The organism is Bacillus sp. GMa5/1 (assembly GCF_050172015.1).
Classification (GTDB): Bacteria; Bacillota; Bacilli; order Bacillales; family Bacillaceae_G; genus Bacillus_A; species Bacillus_A cereus.
Map to the genome: position 1 here is coordinate 1 of NZ_JBNLYC010000005.1, position 22,207 is coordinate 22,207.

A 22,207-nucleotide genomic window follows, 5' to 3' on the forward strand; every position below is an offset into this window, starting at 1 on the left:
AAATTCATTTCTTGTATAAAGGATAAGAAAGGGAAATATCATGAATTAGAAATACCGATAAATTAATAAAATTTATGATTGATACAGCTATATTTTAATGGTGTTTGTAGATCTTGCAACATAACAATATCTTTTAAAGTCGGAGTTTTTTTGTAGGTGTAAGTATCTATGGATGCTGCACCTGCAAAGTTTCCGGCTTTTTGTAATTGTCGATTTAGATTTTATTAAGGAATTTCTGGTAGTCATATTCTTTAAAAGGAAACTTGAAAGAATATGACTTAGATTTAATACGAAATTTGTAACGTGAAATTGAAATAGCGAGACAGAGAAAAGGAACGTAACAAATGAAATAAAAACTTTTTCTGAATATAAGGCCCGACATCTTGCCGATTGTTGTCATAGTTATGAGACAAGTGTTACAATTATCATTAGGTATATACATTTTAGTTTTTTTAATTAGGAGAAAAATTGGCATAACATACATTTGATTTTTATAACGACTGATTGTAATAGAGAAAAAGAAAACAATCGGAAGTTTTATTTTAATAAAAAGAGGAGCGTATTTCCTATGATCGGTATTTTAAAAAAGGTGTTTGATGTAAATCAACGCCAAATTAAACGTATGCAAAAGACAGTTGAGCAAATTGATGCATTAGAGTCATCTATTAAGCCACTAACTGATGAACAATTAAAAGGAAAGACGCTTGAATTTAAAGAACGTCTAACAAAAGGTGAAACAGTAGATGATCTACTACCTGAAGCTTTTGCAGTTGTTCGCGAAGCGGCAACTCGTGTTCTTGGAATGCGTCCATATGGCGTACAGTTAATGGGTGGTATTGCCTTACATGAAGGGAATATTTCTGAGATGAAAACGGGTGAAGGTAAAACGTTAACATCTACATTACCTGTATATTTAAATGCTTTAACAGGAAAAGGTGTTCATGTTGTTACAGTCAATGAATATTTAGCACAACGTGATGCGAGCGAAATGGGACAACTTCATGAGTTCCTTGGCTTAACGGTAGGAATTAACTTAAATAGTATGTCACGCGAAGAGAAACAAGAGGCTTATGCTGCTGATATTACGTATAGCACAAATAATGAGCTTGGATTCGATTACTTACGTGATAACATGGTTTTATATAAAGAGCAGTGCGTTCAACGTCCACTTCACTTTGCTATTATCGATGAAGTCGATTCTATTTTAGTCGATGAAGCACGTACGCCGCTTATTATTTCAGGACAAGCTCAAAAATCAACAGAGCTATACATGTTTGCAAATGCATTTGTTCGTACGTTAGAAAATGAAAAAGATTATTCATTTGATGTGAAAACGAAAAATGTAATGCTAACAGAAGATGGTATTACGAAAGCGGAGAAAGCTTTCCATATTGAAAACTTATTCGATTTAAAACATGTAGCACTTCTTCACCATATTAATCAGGGACTTCGTGCACACGTTGTTATGCACCGTGATACAGATTATGTTGTACAAGAAGGCGAAATCGTAATTGTAGACCAATTCACTGGTCGTCTTATGAAAGGTCGTCGTTATAGCGAAGGATTACACCAAGCGATTGAAGCAAAAGAAGGTGTAGAAATTCAAAATGAAAGCATGACGCTTGCAACAATTACATTCCAGAACTACTTCCGTATGTATGAAAAATTATCTGGTATGACTGGTACAGCGAAAACAGAGGAAGAGGAATTCCGTAACATTTACAATATGAACGTTATTGTAATTCCGACAAACAAACCGATTATTCGTGATGATCGTGCCGATTTAATCTTTAAATCAATGGAAGGTAAGTTCAATGCTGTTGTTGAGGATATTGTAAATCGTCATAAACAAGGGCAACCTGTTCTTGTAGGTACAGTTGCAATTGAAACTTCAGAGCTTATTTCAAAAATGTTAACGCGTAAAGGTGTACGTCATAACATCTTAAATGCGAAAAACCATGCTCGTGAAGCAGATATCATTGCAGAGGCTGGTATGAAAGGTGCTGTAACAATCGCGACGAACATGGCAGGTCGTGGTACAGATATTAAGCTTGGAGACGATGTGAAAAACGTTGGTTTAGCAGTTATCGGTACAGAGCGTCACGAAAGTCGTCGTATTGATAATCAGTTACGTGGTCGTGCTGGTCGTCAAGGGGACCCTGGTGTTACGCAGTTTTACTTATCGATGGAAGATGAATTAATGCGCCGATTTGGTTCAGATAATATGAAAGCAATGATGGACCGCCTTGGTATGGATGATTCTCAGCCGATTGAAAGTAAAATGGTTTCTCGTGCGGTAGAATCTGCACAAAAACGTGTTGAAGGAAATAACTATGATGCACGTAAGCAGTTACTGCAATATGATGATGTACTTCGTCAACAACGTGAAGTTATTTACAAACAGCGTCAAGAGGTAATGGAGTCTGACAACTTACGCGGCATTATTGAAGGTATGATGAAATCTACAGTAGAACGTGCTGTTGCCCTTCATACGCAAGAGGAAATTGAAGAAGATTGGAACATTAAAGGTCTTGTTGACTACTTAAATACAAACCTTCTTCAAGACGGAGATGTAAAAGAAGAAGAATTACGTCGCCTTGCTCCTGAGGAAATGAGCGAACCGATTATCGCGAAATTAATAGAGCGATACAATGAAAAAGAAAAGCTTATGCCAGAAGAGCAAATGCGTGAGTTTGAGAAGGTTGTTGTATTCCGCGTTGTAGATACGAAATGGACAGAGCATATTGATGCAATGGATCACCTTCGTGAAGGTATTCATTTACGTGCTTACGGTCAAATCGATCCACTTCGTGAGTACCAAATGGAAGGGTTCGCGATGTTCGAGTCAATGGTTGCTTCTATTGAAGAGGAAATTTCTCGTTACATTATGAAAGCTGAAATTGAACAAAACTTAGAACGTCAAGAAGTTGTTCAAGGTGAAGCTGTTCATCCTTCTAGCGATGGCGAAGAAGCAAAGAAAAAGCCAGTTGTAAAAGGTGACCAAGTGGGCCGCAACGATTTATGTAAATGTGGTAGCGGTAAAAAATATAAAAACTGCTGTGGTATCGTTCAGTAATATAGGACGGTAGCTTTGGCTGTTTTGCAAACTTTTATATCAAAAATGTATAATTAAGAAGGATTAAACTCTCTCCGTAATAAGTGGAGAGAGTTTCCCTTGTTTTCATACGAAAGTAACAGCAATTACATAGAGGTGAAGGAAATGGAATTAGTAGAAATTAGACAGGAATTAGAGAAAATGGCTAAGCGATTAGCGGCTTTTAGGGGGTCTCTTTGACCTCCCTACTAAGGAGAAACAAATTGCAGAATTAGAAGAAAAAATGATGGGCGCAGGATTTTGGGATGACCAACAAGGCGCACAAGCTGTAATTAATGAAGCGAATGCGTTAAAAGATATGGTTGGAAAGTTCCGTCAGTTAGATGAGACGTTTGAAAATTTAGAAATCACGCATGAGCTTTTAAAAGAAGAGTATGATGAAGATTTACATGAGGAATTAGAATCAGAAGTAAAAGGCTTAATTCAAGAAATGAATGAGTATGAGCTTCAGTTACTATTAAGTGATCCTTATGATAAAAATAATGCGATTTTAGAATTACATCCAGGTGCAGGTGGAACTGAGTCACAAGACTGGGGTTCTATGTTATTACGTATGTACACACGCTGGGCTGAAAAACGCGGATTCAAAGTAGAAACGGTTGATTATTTACCAGGTGATGAAGCTGGTATTAAGAGTGTAACTTTATTAATTAAAGGTCATAACGCTTACGGTTACTTAAAAGCAGAGAAAGGTGTACATCGTCTTGTACGTATTTCACCATTCGATTCTTCAGGGCGCCGTCATACATCGTTCGTATCTTGTGAAGTTGTACCAGAGTTCAATGATGAAGTTGAAATCGAAGTACGTACAGAAGATTTAAAAATTGATACGTACCGAGCAAGTGGAGCTGGTGGGCAGCACGTAAATACGACAGATTCAGCAGTTCGTATTACACATACACCGACAAATACGGTTGTAACATGTCAGTCGGAGCGTTCTCAAATTAAAAACCGTGAGCATGCGATGAAAATGTTAAAAGCGAAATTATATCAAAAGAAACTAGAAGAGCAACAAGCAGAATTAGATGAAATTCGCGGAGAGCAAAAAGAAATCGGATGGGGTAGCCAAATCCGTTCTTATGTATTCCACCCGTATTCTCTTGTAAAAGACCATCGTACAAATACGGAGGTTGGTAACGTACAAGCTGTTATGGATGGAGAGATTGACCCATTTATTGATGCTTACTTACGTTCTCGCATCTAATAAGCGAAAAAAAGCCAACGAAATTGTTGGCGCATGCTGAGGACAATAGAGGATATAAAGAATTTGATTTTATTTTTATAGATGAAGTAAAGAGGAAGAGAAGTTGGAAACGACAACTTCTCTTTTTGATGGGATTATATGTAGATTACAATGCTGTATATTGTTTTGTAAAAAGTAGAGAATAGTAAAATAGAGCGGTAATAGGGTAAAGATTTATATAGAACTTTTCTAATTTTCCTTTTAAAAAGGATACTTTATAGAAGTTTTTTAAGTTGTTCACAGAATTGAAACAACTTATGAAAGCTTTATTTTATCAAGGTTCTCACTGTATTTTTGAGGAATATGAAATACACCTTAGTTTTTCTATATAAAGATAATGCTTATAATGAAAATGAGTGTGTTAGGAATAAAAAGAATATCAACAATGGGGAGCGATAGAAGTGAAAAAGAAATTGTTGGCTATTGCGCTAGGGACATCGGTTGTTTTTGCTTTAGGAGCATGCGGAAATAAAGAAGAGAGTAAGTCTTCGAAACAGTCTGCAAGCACAGACAGCGCAGAACAAATTTTCCAAAGAAGTTGTGCGGGATGTCACGCAACAGATTTATCAGGGGCAACTGGACCTGATTTAAGAAAAGTAGGCGGTAAGTACGACGCTGCAGATATCGAAGAGATTATTAAAAAAGGCCGTGGTTCAATGTCACCAGGACTTATTCAAGGTGAAGATGCGAAAAAAGTATCTGAATGGTTAGCTGAACATAAATAAAAAGGTGAAATGGGCGAGTTGATAATATAGTCAGCTCGTTTTCCTTTTTTCTGGTATGTAACATAACTGTAACAAAAATGTATCCAAATTGGAAACCGTTTGATGTTACAATGGGGTTTGTAGAATTTTGCTGAAATATATTACATAGAGTGGTATTGCTTATGAGAAAGCATAAGTAAACTACCTTCAACAAGGATGACTAAATGAAAATGAAGGATGTCTTTTATTTTCAGATGTACAGAAAAGTATTTCGAAAAAAATCATTAAGTATTGGGTGATAAATAATGATAAAAATGACGAATGTTTATAAGGAGTACCCGAATGGTATGAAAGCCATTGCTGGTCTTACAGTTAACATTAAACAAGGTGAATTCGTATACGTAGTTGGACCGAGTGGAGCCGGGAAATCTACATTTATTAAAATGATGTATCGTGAAGAGAAACCATCTACAGGATCTATTAATGTAAATGGACTTACTATCGAAACATTGGCAGAAAGAGACGTTCCGTATTTTCGTCGTCAATTAGGCGTAATTTTCCAAGATTTTAAATTGCTACCTAAATTAACGGTATATGAGAATGTTTCGTTTGCTTTAGAAGTAATTGAAGAAGAACCGGATGCAATTCGTGAGCGTGTAACAGAAGTTCTAGGTCTTGTAGGCCTTGAAGATCGTGCAGACGCACTTCCAAGTGAGCTTTCAGGTGGGGAGCAACAACGTGTGGCTATTGCAAGAGCAATTGTAAATAGACCAAAGGTTGTAATTGCCGATGAGCCAACAGGTAACCTAGATATTGAAACAGCTCTTGATATTATGAATATTTTTACTCGCATTAATGAGCGCGGCACAACGATCGTTATGGCGACGCATAATGCAGATATCGTAAATACAATCCGTCATCGTGTAATCGCGATTGAAGGCGGAAAAATTGTTCGAGATGAGATTGAGGGAGGATACGGATATGAAGGCTAAGACCCTTAGTCGACATTTGCGAGAAGGTGTAAAGAATCTATCACGTAACGGATGGATGACATTTGCTTCTGTTAGTGCAGTAACAGTTACATTATTACTTGTAGGTGTCTTTTTAACAGCGATTATGAATATGAACCATTTTGCGACGAAAGTAGAGCAAGATGTAGAGATTCGTGTACACATTGATCCAGCTGCAAAAGAAGCGGATCAAAAGAAATTAGAAGAAGATATGAGTAAGATTGCAAAAGTAGATTCTATTAAATATTCTTCTAAAGAAGAAGAGTTAAAACGTTTAATTAAAAGCTTAGGTGATAGTGGAAAAACGTTTGAGTTATTTGAACAAGATAACCCACTTAAAAACGTATTCGTTGTAAAAGCAAAAGAACCAACCGATACAGCGACAATCGCGAAGAAGGTTGAAAAAATGCAGTTTGTTAGTAATGTTCAGTACGGAAAAGGACAAGTTGAACGATTATTTGATACTGTAAAAACTGGTCGTAACATTGGGATTGCGTTAATTGCTGGTCTTTTATTCACAGCGATGTTCTTAATCTCTAATACAATTAAAATTACAATTTATGCTCGTAGTACAGAAATTGAAATTATGAAACTTGTTGGTGCAACAAACTGGTTTATTCGTTGGCCATTCTTGCTAGAGGGATTATTCTTAGGAGTATTAGGATCAATTATTCCAATTGGCCTAATTCTAATTACGTATAATTCGTTGCAAGGTGTGTTTAATGAAAAACTTGGCGGAACAATTTTCGAGCTTCTACCATACAGTCCGTTCGTATTCCAATTAGCTGGTTTACTAGTGTTAATCGGTGCTTTAATCGGTATGTGGGGAAGTGTAATGTCAATTCGTCGCTTCTTAAAAGTATAAAAAGTTGCAAACATAATTCGTACAAGCTTATCATATAGTAGAAATAGGTAAAGGCATCACACACTGTGTGATGCCTTTTGCTACACCACCTGTGTGTTTTGGAAAGGGGAATTCCGCATTGAAACGTAGAGTTGCAATTATTGGAATGGTTGTTGCATTTTTAATTGGTGCTGGCGGAATGTTTGCAGGCATGTCTGTATTTGGGGTTAACCCATCAGAAGTAACGCAAACAATTTCGAGTGGGAATGCTAGCACTGCGCAAGGGAATTTGGCAAAAATTAATGAGGCGTATGCACTAATTGATTCACGTTATGTGGAAGACGTGAAAGATGAAAAGTTAGTTGAAGGTGCAATACAAGGTATGTTGTCTACGCTGAAGGACCCTTATTCCACGTATATGGATAAAGAAACAGCCAAACAGTTTAGTGAATCGCTTGATCCCGAATTAGAGGGGATTGGGGCTGAGGTGAACAAGACGGACGGTAAGCTTATTATCGTATCGCCAATTAAAGGTTCACCAGCAGAAAAGATAGGAATTAAACCGAATGACCAAATTTTATCTGTAGATGGAAACAGTGTGAAAGACTTATCACGTGAAGAAGCAGTATTAAAAATTCGTGGTAAAAAGGGAACGACTGTCGCAATTGAAATTAAACGTGCGGGAGTAACTGATCCGATCGTATTTAAAATTAAGCGTGAAAAGATTCCAATCTTTACAGTATTTAGTTCTGTGAAGCAAGAGAGCGGAAAAGATATCGGTTATATGCAAATCACTTCTTTTGCTGAAAATACAGCGAAAGAATTTAAGGATCAGTTAAAAGAGTTAGAGAAGAAAAATATAAAAGGCTTAGTTATTGACGTGCGTGGTAATCCTGGTGGCTATTTAAATAGTGTAGAAGATATACTAGGGGAAATTATGACGAATAAAAAGCCGATGCTACAAGTAGAGCAGCGAAATGGTGAGAAGAAGAAATTCTCTACGGAACTGAAAGAGAGAAAACCATATCCAATTTCAGTATTAATTGATAATGGAAGTGCTTCTGCTTCAGAGATTTTAGCGGGTGCGCTGAAAGAAGGAGAAGGATACGATTTAATTGGTGAAAAGACATTTGGTAAAGGTACTGTCCAGCAAGCTGTTCCATTTAAAGACGGCAGCAACATTAAATTAACGATGTTTAAATGGTTAACACCGGATGGGAACTGGATTCATAAAAAAGGAATCGCACCAACAGTAGAAGTGAAGCAACCAAATTATTATCATGCGACACCAATTCAAATTGAAAAAACACTTTCATACAATTCAAATGATGTACAAGTAAAACATGCTCAAGAAATGCTTAAGAGCTTAGGGTATGTACCAGGTCGTGAAGATGGATACTTTAGTAAAGAGACAGAATCGGCTCTGAAAGCATTCCAAAATGCAAATGAGATGGAAGCGACAGGACAGCTTGATAAAAAGACAGCTGAAGCGATTCAAACTAAAATTATCGAAAAAATCCGTTCTGGAGAAAATGATCTACAATTACAGTCAGCATTAAAATTAATGGCAAAATAAGAAGAAATACAGGCAGTTTGCTGCCTGTATTTTTTTGTGTTAAACAAACGTTTGTTTAGTTATGATAATATAAAAAGAAAGAATGATATAAATGGTGGTGAATGAGTTCATGGAGGCGTGGATTTTTGAAATAATGCGGGCAGTTGGACGTTTTTTCTTACACCCTGCTGTCTATATATTTGTAATAAGTAGTATCTTCGTTGGATACTTACGTATGTTAAGAGAACGAAAAGATTTTTCTTTTAAAGTTTATGATATTTGGTTTGAACTGCGAACCTCTCTATTTGCAGGGATTGGATATGGATTAGTAGTATCTATTATTACGATTGGGCTTGGACTTGTTGTTTCTAAAGCGAGCTTATGGGCCATTTTAATTTGGACGTTACTATTTGGATTAACGGCTATGTATCGATATTTATCGGCGGCTTATACATTTAGCATTGCGATTGTATGTGTTCTATTATCTTCTAAGCTACCAGTTTCCTTTTTACAGCTTCGAGAAGGTGAAGAGAGTACCATTGTATCCCTTGTTATTTTACTAGGCGTTATGCTTATTGTAGAAGGCTTATTGATTTCTAAAAACGCAGTAGGATATTCGACGCCGAGGATTAGGAAGGGGAAGCGTGGATTAAAGATTGGTTTACACGAATCAAAGCGTTTATGGATCGTTCCTATTTTTATTCTTGTACCGGGTGATGCGGTAACGCAGTTTATTTCATGGTGGCCTGTCGTTTCAATCGGTTCAAATACATATTCTCTATTCCTCGTTCCATTTTTAATTGGATTTATGAGAAAGATTAAAAGTTATGAGCCGACGGAAGCCTTATTATTTACAGGAAGACGTGTTTATGGATTAGCAGGACTTGTGCTCGTTTTAGGAGTCGCAAGTTACTGGTGGCACGTACTTGCAATTATCGCGATGGGAGTCGCAATGCTTGGGCGTTTCACAATCTCGATGCAAGAGAAAATTGCCGATGAAACAAGACCAGCATATTTTGCTGCACGCAATGATGGGCTCGTTGTACTAGATACAATTCCAAATACAATTGGAGCAGAGCTAAAATTACTGCCTGGAGAAATTATTACGAAAGTAAATGGAGTCATTCCAAAAAGCGCCGAGGAATTTTATGATGCGCTTCAAACGAAGACGACAGGAGCATTTTGTAAATTAGAAGTATTAGATACAAATGGTGAGCTTCGTCTTGCACAAACTGCATTATATGCTGGTGGGCATCACGAATTAGGTATTGTATTCGTTGAGCAGGAGCACGAGTGGGATTCGGAAGCGATGTAATAGAAGGAATGGTATCACCTTGTGGTGGTACCTTTTTTGTTTTTGGGGGAGGGGAGGGGAGGGGAGTTAGTAAATGAAATTTATATCGGCGATTTTCCGAATATATCAGCGCAACTTGAAATATATCGGCGATTTTGCAAATATATCAGCGCAACTCGAAATATATCGGCGATTATTCGAATATATTGACTTTCCAGCAAAAAACGACAACTATCGCAAAGCTTATTTTCAGTTTCATAGACGGATAACTTGAATAATTATTTGATAATGGTTATCATTTAGGGGGTCTTTTTAATTTTGGAAAATGGAGGTAAGATATGCTGCGTAAATTTTTCTCGTACTATAAACCGTATAAAGGTTTATTTATACTCGACTTTTCTTGTGCGGTTGTCGCAGGATTATTAGAACTCGGCTTCCCGCTTATCGTAAATCAATTTATTGATAAGTTATTGCCAGGGCAAAACTGGACGCTTATTTTATGGGCTTGTTTCGGTTTACTCGCAGTTTATATGTTAAATGCAGGCTTACAATATGTCGTTACATATTGGGGACATATGCTTGGTGTTAACATTGAAACAGATATGAGGCAGAAATTATTTGATCATATTCAAAAGCTATCATTCAGATTTTTTGATAATAATAAAACTGGTCATTTAATTTCACGCCTTACAAACGATTTAATGGAAATTGGGGAAATTGCTCACCATGGACCAGAAGATCTATTTATCGCCGTAATGACTTTAGTTGGGGCATTCTCATTTATGATGATGATCAACTGGAAGTTAGCGTTATTAACGTTCTTCGTCATTCCATTCCTATTATGGTTAGCACTTTACTTTAATAAAAAAATGACAGGTACATTTAGACGTTTATTCTCAGACGTTGCTGATTTTAATGCATGCATTGAGAACAATGTTGGGGGAATTCGTGTTGTACAAGCATTCGGAAATGAAAAGTTTGAGAAAGAGCAATTTGCTGTCAACAACGCTCGTTTCCGTACAACGAAATTAATGGCGTATAAAATTATGGCGTTAAATTCATCGATTAGTTATATGCTCATGCGGCTCGTAACGCTCTTCGTCTTAATATGCGGTACATGGTTTGTTCTGCAAGGAGAATTAACGTACGGTGGATTTATCGGATTCGTTCTATTAACGAATATTTTCTTCCGCCCAATTGAAAAAATTAACGCGGTAATCGAAAGCTATCCGAAGGGAATCGCCGGTTTTAAAAGATATGTAGAGCTTCTTGAAACAGAGCCTGACATTGTAGACTCTAAAGATGCAATGGAAGTTAAACATGTACATGGTGATATTCAATATAACAACATTACGTTCGGATATGAAAATAAAGAACCAATTTTAAATGACATTAGTTTGAAAATACATGCAGGTGAAACGGTTGCGTTCGTTGGACCATCAGGAGCTGGGAAAACGACGTTATGTAGCCTATTACCACGTTTTTATGAGCAATCATCTGGATCAATTCAAATTGATGGGATTGATACGAAAGATATGACATTATCTTCACTTCGTAAGCAAATTGGAATTGTGCAGCAAGACGTGTTCTTATTTTCAGGAACAATTCGTGAAAATATCGCTTACGGAAATTTAAAGGCATCAGAGCCTGAAATTTGGCAGGCAGTAAAACGTGCGCAGTTAGAAGATTTAATTTACTCACAGCCGGAAGGTTTAGATACTGTTATCGGTGAGCGCGGCGTGAAACTTTCAGGTGGACAAAAGCAGCGTCTAGCTATTGCTCGTATGTTCTTGAAAAACCCGCCAATTTTAATATTGGATGAAGCAACTTCTGCACTAGATACAGAGACAGAACTTGCGATTCAAAAATCGCTTGCTGAATTAGCTGTCGGTCGCACAACGCTAGTTATCGCTCACAGACTTGCAACGATTAAAAATGCAGATCGCATCGTCGTTGTAAATAAAGATGGCATTGCAGAACAAGGTTCACATAATGAATTAATTGAGCAAGGCGGAGGATACAGTAGGTTATACGAAGCTCAGTTTAGTTCGTAAATATAATTTGTACTGAATTAGTGCACCATAAGTAGGTAAAAATCTCATATGGGAGGCTATAAAGTATGATTGTAACAACAACGTCTACAATTCAAGGAAAAGAAATTATTGAGTATATTGATATCGTCAATGGAGAAGCGATTATGGGTGCGAATATCGTTCGTGACCTTTTCGCTTCTGTTCGTGACGTTGTCGGTGGTCGTGCTGGCGCTTATGAAAGTAAATTAAAAGAAGCACGCGACATCGCAATGGAAGAGATGAAAACTTTCGCAAGACAAAAAAATGCAAATGCAATTGTTGGTATCGACGTGGATTACGAAGTAGTTCGCGAAGGTATGTTAATGGTTGCGGTGAGCGGGACTGCTGTCCGCATATAAAGTAAAAAGCCGTGCTGATGCACGGCTTTTTACTTTGTATGTCGAAGTTTCAATATTTCTTGGGAAATGTGGAAGGCCCCGTCGATATATAGGGAAGACATTAGAGCGCTTCTTTACATTTTTGAATTTGAGTTAATAATTTTGCGTATTCTTGTTCGAGAGATGTGATGTCATCGTGATGATTTGGAATGGAAATCATCACGATGACTTCTGTTAATTTTGTTTGTAATCGTAACAATTCTTGCTCAGTAACGTTTACAGAAGCTCCGGTGGTTCTTTTTGTGTATTGCTCGTAATTACCGTGGAAGATTCTTGGTTCACTCTCATCTACTTGTAGAATATGGTCTGCAACAGAGCGAATAAAGGCACGGTCATGGCTAATGAAAAGTATTGTGCCAGGATATTCTTGTAACATGGTTTCTAATTCTTCTTGCGTTGCTAAGTCTAAATAGTTTGTCGGTTCATCTAGCAGAAGCATATTATAGTTTCCTAAAAATACTTTTGCGAGTGCAACCTTCATTCGTTCACCCCCGCTTAGAACGTGCACAGGTTTATGAACATCCTCATGGCGGAATAGAAGTCGTGCAAGTATTGTGCGAACGAATGCTTCTGTATAGTTTGTTTCTTCTAGAACATTTTCTAAAATCGTTTTATCTGTTTTTAAAATAGATAATGTTTGTTCGAAGTATCCAATTTTACAACTTTTCGATAGCTGCATGCCACGCTCGTTTGTGAGAAGCATGTTGAACAAAGTGGTTTTGCCGCTTCCATTTGCCCCTAAAACGGCAAGCTTTGCACCAGGGGCAATAGTTCCATTCATATTTTTAAATAGTGTGCGGTCGCCTATTTTCTTTGTTGCTTTATTGAATTGTACTGCCACCTTACTATGAATGGGAGTATGGTATTGCACGTCAAATTGAGCTTGAGAAAGATCCTTTGGCTTTTCCTTCTTTTCTAGTTTTTCGAGACGTGTCTCTAATGCCTTCGCTGCTTTGCTAACCTGTTCTTGGCCATGAGCCCCACTTAACCTATAAAGTCTAGATTCAGATGAACTGAACCGCGTTGGGATTTTTGTCATGTTAGAAGCACGTTGCTTTCTTTGTAGAATGGACTGTTCTAAACGATTTTTTTCTTGTACATATTGCTCATATTCTGCTTGTTTTTGTATTCGTTCACGTTCTTTTTGTTTTCGATAGTTTGAATAATTCCCTTTGTACTCTTGAATAGTACCGTCTTCAATTTCAATAATTTTGGTACATATATTATCTAGAAATTCACGATCATGCGATATTAAAACAAGTGCTCCTTTATAAGATGAAAGTGCCTTTTCTAATTGCTCTGTACCGACCATATCTAAGTGGCTTGTTGGTTCATCAGCGAATAAAATGCCTGCATTTTGTTCGAGAGCATGGGCGATCTTTAGCCGCATTCGTTCACCGCCGCTCATTGCGTCGGTAACGTTTGAAATACTCCATTTTCCTTTTGCAAGAGAAGAAGCAGTTTCCGGTAGTTCTTCGCTAAGCTGAGGAATGATGCTGATAGAACTATGATGAGTTACTATGCCTCTGTCAGCTTCTATTTCTTTACTTAATATTTGTAATAACGTAGATTTACCAGCTCCGTTGACTCCGACAATTCCTATGCGATCCTGTGCTTGAATTTCCAGTGATGGTAATGTAAATAGTGTGCGATCACCAAAGCTCTTTTCAATATTACTTGCGAATAAAATAGTCATAAAAAACCCTCCCTAGTTTCACTAGAGAGGATAAACGTCGCCCTTGTATGTAAAAAATCGTACATAAATAAACGATTTTTTACATGATCGTTTCGAAAGAAAGTATCGACAAATGGACAGACTAATCCCCTGCTAGTTTTCATCATTTTTGTTCACTATTTGTGATGGATGAAATAAATAAGAGAATTAGAACTTCATTGGTCAAAGTACCTTCCTTTCATAATATTACTTTTATTGTATGCGCATACAAAAGGGTTTGTCAAACTTATTTCTGTTCGCTATTTTTGAATTTATCATTATACAATTGTGCTTTTGCCAGCGCCTCAGCATCGTTTTTAATTTCATCCAGTCCATTCGCATTCCCAATAACATAACCTTCAAATGAAGAGCCAACAAAATCAAAGATATATTGGAATTGAGCAATAAGCGGTAATGCTTTTAGCTTTGGGTTGTCCCCGCCAACGATGACAACGTACATTTTTTTGCCTTTCATTTTTTCTTTGAAATGAAGAGATGTATCGCGCAAGCTTTGTGACCAGCGATCAACAAAATTTTTCATATGTCCACTCATTCCATACCAATATAATGGTGTAGCAAAGATAATCGTGTCGTGCTCTAGCATGCGTTTGGTTAACTGCTTATAGTCATCATTTACGGGTTGGAATCCTTCTGCATCATGACGTTGGTCTATAATAGGATAGACGGTATGATCACGCAAATAAATTTGTTCTGTTTCAATGTCCTCTATCATCATATGTGTTAAAGCTTCTGTATTTCCGTTTTGTCTTGAACTGCCATGTATAACAAACATGTAATCATCCCTTTTCTTTTGCATGTTTTAGGAGTGAAACGTGTTTTTGCAAATTCGTTTGGATGTTGGAAAGCAATGAGATTTGCTTTGTTACTTCATTGAGTTTATCTTCATAAAGCGTAAGGATACTGCTGCACGGATTGTCGTACAGGTGCGGTTCAATTTCAAGGCAGCGCAGCATCCTTGCCGTCTCTTCTAAATTTAAGCCAATTTGTAAGTACATTTGAATAAGCTCCACTTTTTCGATGGCACTTTCATCAAAATCACGGTAACCATTTGCGAGGCGTTTCGAAGGGAGTAACCCCTTTTCTTCATAATGTCTTAGAGATCTTTCGCTAATGCCAGTTTCTTTTGATAACTCTCCAATTCGCAATGTGTTTCACTCCTTTTACATGTATTGTAAACCTTCACACTAATGTGAAGGTCAATGCTGTTTTTTCGCAAAGGAATCTACATGATTTAAAAACACTTGAATAGCTTTAGACGGAATAAAATATTTGCCGCGCACGATGGAGAATGGACGGATGAGTTGTTCATTTGGAACTTCGACGTGGAATAGTTCTTTTGCTAGTAGCTCTTTCCGTACAGTCCAATCAGAAAGGATAGCGATGCCAAGCCCAGCACTAACAGCTTCCTTTACGCTTTGGATACTGCTGAATGTAAAGAATCGTTTCATTTTTAAATGGTGTTGATGAATAAAGCGGTCACTATAAGCGCGTGTACCAGAACCACTTTCTCTTAATACCCATACTTGATCTTGGAGTGAGCTTTCATTTATTTCATTTGTGCGGAGCAATGGATGATTTGGCGGGACGACGAGCTTCATTTCATCTTGCATAAATGTTTCAACGTCAACGTCAGCGTATACGACTTGCCCTTCTACTAAGCCGATATCAATTTGATTAGAACGAAGGCTTTGCAAAACGTCTTCTGTATTTGAGATAAAGGTATGAACTTCGACGTGTGGATTTTCATTTGCATAGTTAGCCAGTATTTTTGGAAGTAAGTATTCGCCAATTGTAAAACTAGCACCAATGCGCAGTGTTCCTGTTACAACGTTATGTAGTTCATTAATTTCTTGTTTCGCATCTTCGTAAAGAGAGAGCATTTGCTTTGCATGTATATATAATATGTTTCCAGCTTCCGTAACTTGGACGTGCTTCGGGGAGCGTTGAATAAGTGTAGTACCAAATTCGTTTTCTAAGTTGCGTATATGCATACTTACTCCAGGCTGTGAAAGGTTTAATAATTCTGCTGCACGAGAGAAGTGTTTCTGCTCAACGACAGTAACAAAAATTTTTAAAATGTCTACGTTCATATAATGGGCTCCTTTCTTTTTCTATTATCTTATCATAAGTATTTCTAATGATAGAGATTTGGTATTGGTATTAAACTTATTATAGAAACTCTCTTATAATGTAAGTAGAAAGAACATGCATGTTCCAATACGATTATTGGAGTGGTTCAAAATGGAACAAACACTTGTTATACAAAAGAAGAAGCGTTTTGGATTTTCGCAAGGGATTGGGATTACGCTATTAATCGCAATTGCCGCGAAATATTTAGCAGAGCTTCCATTTTTAAATATTATGGGACAATTAGTAATTGCTATTCTAATTGGGATGGTTTGGCGTGCGGCAATTGGAGTCCCTCAAGATGCGATTGCAGGGACGAACTTTGCGAGTAAGAAGTTGCTGCGCTTTGGAATCATCTTACTTGGAATGCGATTAAATCTTGTTGATATTGCGAAGGCAGGGCCGAAAGTATTGGTCATCGCAGCGGTTGTTATTACATTTACGATTTTCGTTGTATATGGACTAACGAAAGTATTTAAGGTAGAAAAGAAACTTGGGATTTTAACCGCATGTGGTACAGCAATTTGCGGGGCGGCAGCGGTCGTGGCAATTGCGCCGCAAGTGAAAGCAAAAGATGATGAAACGGCAGTTGGGGCTGCAATTATTGCTATTTTAGGTACGATATTTACGCTTATTTATACGTTGTTATATCCAGTGCTTGGCCTATCTCCATATGGTTACGGTGTATTCTCAGGGGCCACGCTGCATGAAATTGCTCATGTTATCGCAGCTGCGGCGCCAGGAGGAAGTACAGCTGTAGACATCGCAGTTATCGTGAAGTTAACGCGCGTTGCAATGCTCGTACCAGTAGCAATTTTAATTGGATTATGGTTTGGAAAGAGTGAAGGAAGCAAGGAAAAAAGATCGTGGCGCGACCTTCCAATTCCATGGTTCATTTTCGGATTTTTAGCGATGAGTGCCGTGCATTCGCTCGGGATTATTCCAGAAGTTGTTGCGGGATACATTGTTGTCATTGCTTATATGCTAATCGCAATGGCGATGGCAGGACTTGGTTTAAATGTAGAGTTTAAAACGTTCCGTAAGTTAGGAAGCAAAGCGTTCGTGGCGGGGCTGATTGGCTCGGTTTGCTTATCGGTTCTTGGATACGTTCTTGTATATGCGTTAGGATTTATGTAGTAGGAAGAAGCTGTTCCCGAAGGTATTTGGGGACAGCTTTTTCTTATGATTATAGTAGCGCTACGGATGTCGATATTTGTCGGTAAGTCGATATATTTGAAAAATCGCCGATATAAATGGAGTTGCGCTGATATATTTGGGAAATCGCCGATATAATTTAAGTTGCGCTGATATAAATTGAATTACTCTTGTACTTTATTAGAGTAGGTGTTCAGTGAAACGTTTTTCTAAAATTTGTAAAGATATCTTTACTTATAACTGGAAAATATTTATAATTTAAGTAAAGATATCTTTACTTTTGAAGGTGGAGCCTATGGGTGTAAAAAATAAAATAAAAGAGTTAAGAAAGCAAAATCATATAACGCAAGTTGAAATGGCAAAGGCGATGCAGGTGACGCGGCAGACGATAGTGGCGATTGAAAACCATCATTACAATCCGAGTCTAGAGTTATCTTTAAAAATCGCCAAGTATTTTGGAGTGAAGGTGGAGGAAATATTTACGCTGGAGTAAGGAGAAAGAAAATAAATGATAAGCTTGAGAGATTTCAATTAGAGTAAACGTTTAAATATATAAGGATTGGTTTTGATTTATTAATTAGCATCGCATCAACGAGCGTGTTAGCAACAAAGAATAATAGATAGAAAAAGGGGAACTGGGATGGGATTACCGGTGTTATGTGTCGCTACAGCTATATTTTCGCTTCTTTGGGGAATGCAAAACTTTTCTCGTAATCCAGTGCCAAGCATTTGTATTATGATTGGTACTGTAGGTTTATCGTATTATTTATTATTATTAGCCCATTATCATAAAACGGCAACGAGTGTTGTTGTTGGGGCACTTATTTTATTTTGTGGGCGCGCCATACAAAAGGGGTTATTTCCATAAAAGCTGTTTATACACTTTGTATAAACAGCTTTTTGTATTTTTTTTACAAAACGCTTGAAAGTTACGTAACGTCATCTTTTATAATGAGAGGGAAGAGGTGATGGTAGTGATTTCAATACAAGAATTGACGAAAGAAACAGGGGTTACAGTACGTACACTACGTTATTATGATCAAATAGATTTATTAAAGCCGAGCGGAAAAACAGAGGGTGGACATCGGTTATATAGTGAAAATGACGTTATTCGTTTGCAACAAATTTTATTTTTGAAAGAAATGGGATTTTCATTAAAAGAAGCTGCGAATATGTTAGTAAAAGGTGAGCTGGATTTAAAAAATTCGCTTGAAAAACAACTTCGGTTTGTACAGGAAGAACAAAAGAAATTTAATCGAATGGAGCGTGTTTTACAAGCAGTTGTTTATTCGGTAGATGTAGAGGGAGAACTTGATTGGAAAGTTATGTTTGAACTTATTCAGCTTTCAAAACAGTCTCCTCGTATACGTGAAATATTTCAAAATGAAGTATTTTCAAAGGAAGAACAAAAATTGCTTCAGAATTTGCCAAATATGAGTGAGGAAGATCCGAATGTTTTAGAATGGGTAGATTTATTAAAGCAATTACGTACTTTTATGAAAGACGGTAAAGAAGTCGCAAGTGATGAAGTACAAGAGGCAACGAAGAAATTAATGCAGAAATGTTTAGAAATGGCTAATGGTGACGAAGCGTTTTTAGATAAGTTATGGGAAGTTAGAAAATCGAAGGAAGATTCACAGAAAATGAGCATGTATCCAATTGAAGAAGAACTTTTAGCATATATGGATGAGGCTTTTCGTATTTATGATGAAAGGGAGAAGGATAAATGAGTATACTCGCAGAATATCGTTGGTATTTTTTAATTGGGGCAGAAATTGTATTTTGGTTATCAGCTATCGGTTTCTTTTTACTTCGCTACGGATTCCGTTTGAAAAGAGCGAGTTTTATTATGGGGATTGTACTCCTCGTAAATGAAGTATTTATTTTAACTTTAGGGGTAGTGGACTATTATCAAACAGGAAAGTTCTCTAACTTTCAGATTATTACTGTAATCATTTTATTATATGCAGTTTTCTACGGGAAAAAGGATTTAAAGAAGCTTGATATATTTTTACAAAAATCAGTTGCGAAATGGCGTAATGAACCGGCGCCTATTATTGAAGAACAGGTAGAATTAACAGGTATGGCCTATGCAAAGCAGGAAATAAAAAATTGGGTATTACATCTTGTTTTATTCGTTGGTGTGCACATATTCTTTTTCTTCGCGTATGGATTTATTCCATTTGAACAATGGGGTAATTGGTTAGAATCGGGAATCGTTTTAAATAAAGCTGCAAGTCGCGTGAGTCAAGTGTGGGCGATTATATTTTTAGTTGATACAGCGATTTCATTTTCATATGTGATTTTTCCGAAGAAGGAGAAAGGAAAAGAAAAGCTACTTTCATAATTGAAAGTAGCTTTTCTGGTATACAAATAATTTTTATAGGAGAGGATGACAATAGGAAAAAGAACCAGTTTTATAAGTCTATTTCTCTTTAGTTTAGTAGCATGTTCACCATCTAGCACTACAATTGATAAGAAGAATGATGTCATTGTAAAGGGAGCAGGAATTCTCAATCTAGATAAATTTGAAAAGTTCGTTTTGAATGTCGAGCAAAGGGAAGTTGATAAAATAAGAATTGTACAGTATACCCTTGAAGGGGACCCGATTTTTCAAACGTTAGAGTATAGTGGGAACGATATATTTTATGTGTCAGATAATAGAAAAGACAAATTTGCTGGGAAGGATAAAGGGTTACATAAAGATAGTTGTAAAGGTATTGTTAAAGAGCAGCGCGAATCAGAAAGTACTTATCGGTTAATAGATTGTATGAATGAAGCTGGGCGCAATGGATATGACTTAGTATATGTACCTGAAAAATAGAATTAGTAGAGGAAGGAAGTATTTACTCCTTCCTTTTTCTATGTGTATATTGTCGAAAACTTTACCGAATATCTGTTCGTTTTTTTAGGTTTTTTATAGGTATTCGTGGTAAAATAATAATACAGATTTTTATGAGGAGGTCGGATTTTCTTGGAACGTCAATTTGAAATTGTCTCAGCGTATTCCCCGCAAGGTGATCAGCCGGTAGCTATAGAGAAGCTTGTAGAGGGAATTAATAGTGGAAAGAAAAAGCAAGTGTTGCTTGGAGCGACAGGAACGGGTAAGACATTTACGATTTCAAATGTCATTAAAGAAGTGCAAAAGCCAACACTTGTTATGGCTCATAATAAAACGTTAGCAGGGCAGTTGTATAGTGAGTTGAAAGACTTTTTCCCGAATAATGCAGTTGAATATTTTGTTAGTTACTACGATTATTATCAGCCAGAAGCGTATGTGCCGCAAACAGATACGTTTATTGAAAAAGATGCGCAGATTAATGATGAAATTGATAAATTGCGTCACTCGGCAACGTCTGCATTATTTGAACGGGACGATGTAATTATCGTTGCGAGTGTTTCGTGTATATATGGCTTAGGTTCTCCAGAAGAATACCGCGAGCTAGTTGTTTCGCTTCGAGTTGGTATGGAAAAAGACCGCAATCAATTGCTTCGTGAACTTGTTGATGTACAGTATGGACGTAATGATATTGATTTCAAGCGTGGTACATTCCGTGTACGCGGAGATGTAGTTGAAATCTTCCCGGCATCACTTGATGAGCATTGTATTCGAATTGAATTTTTCGGTGATGAAATCGATCGTATTCGTGAAGTAAATGCGTTAACAGGTGAAGTATTAGCAGAACGTGATCATGTAGCAATCTTCCCAGCATCTCACTTCGTTACACGTGAAGAGAAAATGAAGGTCGCTATTGAAAATATCGAAAAAGAATTAGAAGAGCGTTTAAAGGAGTTAAATGATAACGGTAAGTTGTTAGAAGCGCAGCGTATAGAGCAACGTACACGTTATGATTTAGAAATGATGCGCGAGATGGGCTTTTGTTCAGGTATTGAAAACTACTCCCGTCATTTAACACTTCGTCCAGCGGGGGCAACGCCGTATACGTTATTAGACTATTTCCCGAAAGATTTCTTAATCGTTATGGATGAGTCGCACGTATCAGTACCGCAAGTAAGAGCGATGTATAACGGTGACCAAGCACGTAAACAAGTGCTTGTGGATCATGGATTCCGTCTGCCATCGGCTTTAGATAATAGGCCGCTTACGTTTGATGAGTTTGAAGAGAAAACGAATCAAGTTATTTATGTTTCGGCAACGCCAGGACCGTACGAGTTAGAGCAGTCACCAGAAGTAATAGAACAAATTATTCGTCCAACAGGACTTTTAGATCCGCCAATTGATATACGACCAATTGAAGGGCAAATTGACGATTTATTAGGAGAGATTCAAGATCGCATTGCAAAAAATGAACGTGTATTAATTACGACTTTAACGAAGAAAATGTCAGAGGATTTAACGGATTACTTAAAAGATGTAGGAATTAAAGTTAACTATCTTCACTCTGAAATTAAAACGTTAGAACGTATTGAAATTATCCGTGATCTTCGCCTCGGTAAATTTGATGTACTTGTCGGCATTAACTTATTGCGAGAAGGATTAGATATTCCGGAAGTATCACTTGTCGCTATTTTAGATGCTGATAAGGAAGGATTTTTGCGTTCAGAACGTTCATTAATTCAAACAATTGGTCGTGCCGCGCGTAATGAAAACGGCCGCGTTATTATGTATGCAGATCGTATAACGAAATCTATGGGGATTGCGATTGAAGAAACGAAGCGTCGTCGTAGTATACAAGAAGCTTACAATGAAGAGCATGGTATTACACCGAAAACGATTCAAAAAGGCGTTCGTGATGTTATCCGTGCAACGACAGCTGCTGAAGAGACAGAAACATACGAAGCAACTCCTTCTAAGAAAATGACGAAAAAAGAGCGCGAAAAGACAATTGCGAAGATGGAAGCAGAGATGAAAGAAGCAGCAAAAGCGTTAGACTTCGAGCGTGCAGCTGAACTAAGAGATTTACTATTAGAATTAAAAGCGGAAGGGTGAAAAA

20 protein-coding genes and 1 pseudogene are annotated in these 22,207 nt (G+C 37.2%); 16 read left to right on the forward strand and 5 right to left on the reverse strand.

The window, feature by feature from the left end; translation table 11 throughout:
- Positions 1–62: 62 nt before the first annotated feature.
- Positions 63–212, reverse strand: a pseudogene (locus ACQGSG_RS02235) (tyrosine-type recombinase/integrase); the annotation flags it as partial.
- 356 nt (positions 213–568) lie between these two features.
- Between ACQGSG_RS02235 and secA the strand changes: the two are divergent.
- The 9 genes from secA (at position 569) to ACQGSG_RS02280 (ending at position 12,196) form a co-directional block, all read left to right on the forward strand.
- Entirely contained in the window at positions 569–3,076 is a 2,508-nt protein-coding gene (gene secA, locus ACQGSG_RS02240) for a preprotein translocase subunit SecA (protein WP_000579388.1), read from the forward strand.
- 144 nt (positions 3,077–3,220) lie between these two features.
- Positions 3,221–4,319 (forward strand): peptide chain release factor 2 gene (gene prfB, locus ACQGSG_RS02245; RefSeq protein ID WP_096001716.1). Its coding sequence is split into 2 segments (ribosomal slippage): positions 3,221–3,292 and positions 3,294–4,319, totalling 1,098 coding nucleotides; the frame shifts between segments, so codons are not numbered across the junction.
- A 440-nt stretch (positions 4,320–4,759) separates the two neighbouring features.
- Positions 4,760–5,083, forward strand: a complete 324-nt coding sequence (gene cccB, locus ACQGSG_RS02250; protein WP_000727971.1) for a cytochrome c551 — start codon at positions 4,760–4,762, stop codon at positions 5,081–5,083.
- 284 nt (positions 5,084–5,367) lie between these two features.
- Positions 5,368–6,054 carry a cell division ATP-binding protein FtsE gene (gene ftsE, locus ACQGSG_RS02255; protein WP_000594321.1) on the forward strand — a complete coding sequence of 229 codons (687 nt, stop codon included), beginning with the start codon at positions 5,368–5,370 and terminating at the stop codon, positions 6,052–6,054.
- Entirely contained in the window at positions 6,044–6,937 is an 894-nt protein-coding gene (gene ftsX, locus ACQGSG_RS02260) for a permease-like cell division protein FtsX (protein ID WP_000645027.1), read from the forward strand. The genes ftsE and ftsX overlap by 11 nt, the downstream gene beginning before the upstream one ends.
- 70 nt (positions 6,938–7,007) lie before the next feature.
- Positions 7,008–8,492 (forward strand): S41 family peptidase, encoded by a 1,485-nt coding sequence (locus ACQGSG_RS02265; RefSeq protein ID WP_002005957.1) that lies wholly within the window; start codon positions 7,008–7,010, stop codon positions 8,490–8,492.
- 109 nt (positions 8,493–8,601) lie between these two features.
- The gene (locus ACQGSG_RS02270) at positions 8,602–9,786 is read left to right on the forward strand and encodes a PDZ domain-containing protein (protein ID WP_142338762.1); all 1,185 of its coding nucleotides are present in this window, start codon (positions 8,602–8,604) and stop codon (positions 9,784–9,786) included.
- A gap of 317 nt (positions 9,787–10,103) precedes the next feature.
- Positions 10,104–11,819, forward strand: a complete 1,716-nt coding sequence (locus ACQGSG_RS02275; protein ID WP_000944624.1) for an ABC transporter ATP-binding protein — start codon at positions 10,104–10,106, stop codon at positions 11,817–11,819.
- 65 nt (positions 11,820–11,884) lie between these two features.
- Positions 11,885–12,196, forward strand: a complete 312-nt coding sequence (locus ACQGSG_RS02280) for a heavy metal-binding domain-containing protein (RefSeq protein ID WP_000637523.1) — start codon at positions 11,885–11,887, stop codon at positions 12,194–12,196.
- 100 nt (positions 12,197–12,296) lie between these two features.
- Here the strand turns inward: ACQGSG_RS02280 and abc-f are convergent, their stop codons facing one another.
- The 4 genes from abc-f to ACQGSG_RS02300 all read right to left on the reverse strand — a co-directional run bounded on the left by abc-f (position 12,297) and on the right by ACQGSG_RS02300 (position 16,060).
- On the reverse strand, positions 12,297–13,931 hold the full coding sequence (abc-f, locus tag ACQGSG_RS02285) for a ribosomal protection-like ABC-F family protein (RefSeq protein ID WP_325842559.1): 1,635 nt from the start codon (positions 13,929–13,931) through the stop codon (positions 12,297–12,299).
- 265 nt (positions 13,932–14,196) lie between these two features.
- Positions 14,197–14,742, reverse strand: a complete 546-nt coding sequence (locus tag ACQGSG_RS02290) for a flavodoxin family protein (protein WP_325842560.1) — start codon at positions 14,740–14,742, stop codon at positions 14,197–14,199.
- 4 nt (positions 14,743–14,746) lie between these two features.
- Positions 14,747–15,115: a MerR family transcriptional regulator gene (locus ACQGSG_RS02295; protein WP_001219181.1), complete on the reverse strand. Its 369-nt coding sequence runs from the start codon at positions 15,113–15,115 to the stop codon at positions 14,747–14,749.
- Positions 15,116–15,166: 51 nt separating this feature from the next.
- On the reverse strand, positions 15,167–16,060 hold the full coding sequence (locus tag ACQGSG_RS02300; RefSeq protein ID WP_001099982.1) for a LysR family transcriptional regulator: 894 nt from the start codon (positions 16,058–16,060) through the stop codon (positions 15,167–15,169).
- A 151-nt stretch (positions 16,061–16,211) separates the two neighbouring features.
- Between ACQGSG_RS02300 and ACQGSG_RS02305 the strand changes: the two genes are divergently transcribed.
- From ACQGSG_RS02305 to uvrB, 7 genes are all read left to right on the forward strand, one after another.
- Entirely contained in the window at positions 16,212–17,234 is a 1,023-nt protein-coding gene (locus ACQGSG_RS02305) for a YeiH family protein (RefSeq protein WP_000438439.1), read from the forward strand.
- A gap of 313 nt (positions 17,235–17,547) precedes the next feature.
- Positions 17,548–17,745, forward strand: a complete 198-nt coding sequence (locus ACQGSG_RS02310; RefSeq protein ID WP_000538364.1) for a helix-turn-helix transcriptional regulator — start codon at positions 17,548–17,550, stop codon at positions 17,743–17,745.
- Positions 17,746–17,892: 147 nt separating this feature from the next.
- Positions 17,893–18,120: a hypothetical protein gene (locus ACQGSG_RS02315; RefSeq protein ID WP_000524139.1), complete on the forward strand. Its 228-nt coding sequence runs from the start codon at positions 17,893–17,895 to the stop codon at positions 18,118–18,120.
- Between the two features lie 100 nt (positions 18,121–18,220).
- Positions 18,221–18,982 carry a MerR family transcriptional regulator gene (locus ACQGSG_RS02320; protein ID WP_000260337.1) on the forward strand — a complete coding sequence of 254 codons (762 nt, stop codon included), beginning with the start codon at positions 18,221–18,223 and terminating at the stop codon, positions 18,980–18,982.
- On the forward strand, positions 18,979–19,599 hold the full coding sequence (locus ACQGSG_RS02325) for a hypothetical protein (protein WP_098877226.1): 621 nt from the start codon (positions 18,979–18,981) through the stop codon (positions 19,597–19,599). The genes ACQGSG_RS02320 and ACQGSG_RS02325 overlap by 4 nt, the downstream gene beginning before the upstream one ends.
- Before the next feature lie 45 nt (positions 19,600–19,644).
- Positions 19,645–20,076 (forward strand): DUF4362 domain-containing protein, encoded by a 432-nt coding sequence (locus ACQGSG_RS02330; protein ID WP_098877227.1) that lies wholly within the window; start codon positions 19,645–19,647, stop codon positions 20,074–20,076.
- A gap of 150 nt (positions 20,077–20,226) precedes the next feature.
- Positions 20,227–22,203 carry an excinuclease ABC subunit B gene (gene uvrB, locus ACQGSG_RS02335; protein ID WP_000441060.1) on the forward strand — a complete coding sequence of 659 codons (1,977 nt, stop codon included), beginning with the start codon at positions 20,227–20,229 and terminating at the stop codon, positions 22,201–22,203.
- The last annotated feature ends 4 nt before the right edge of the window (positions 22,204–22,207 follow it).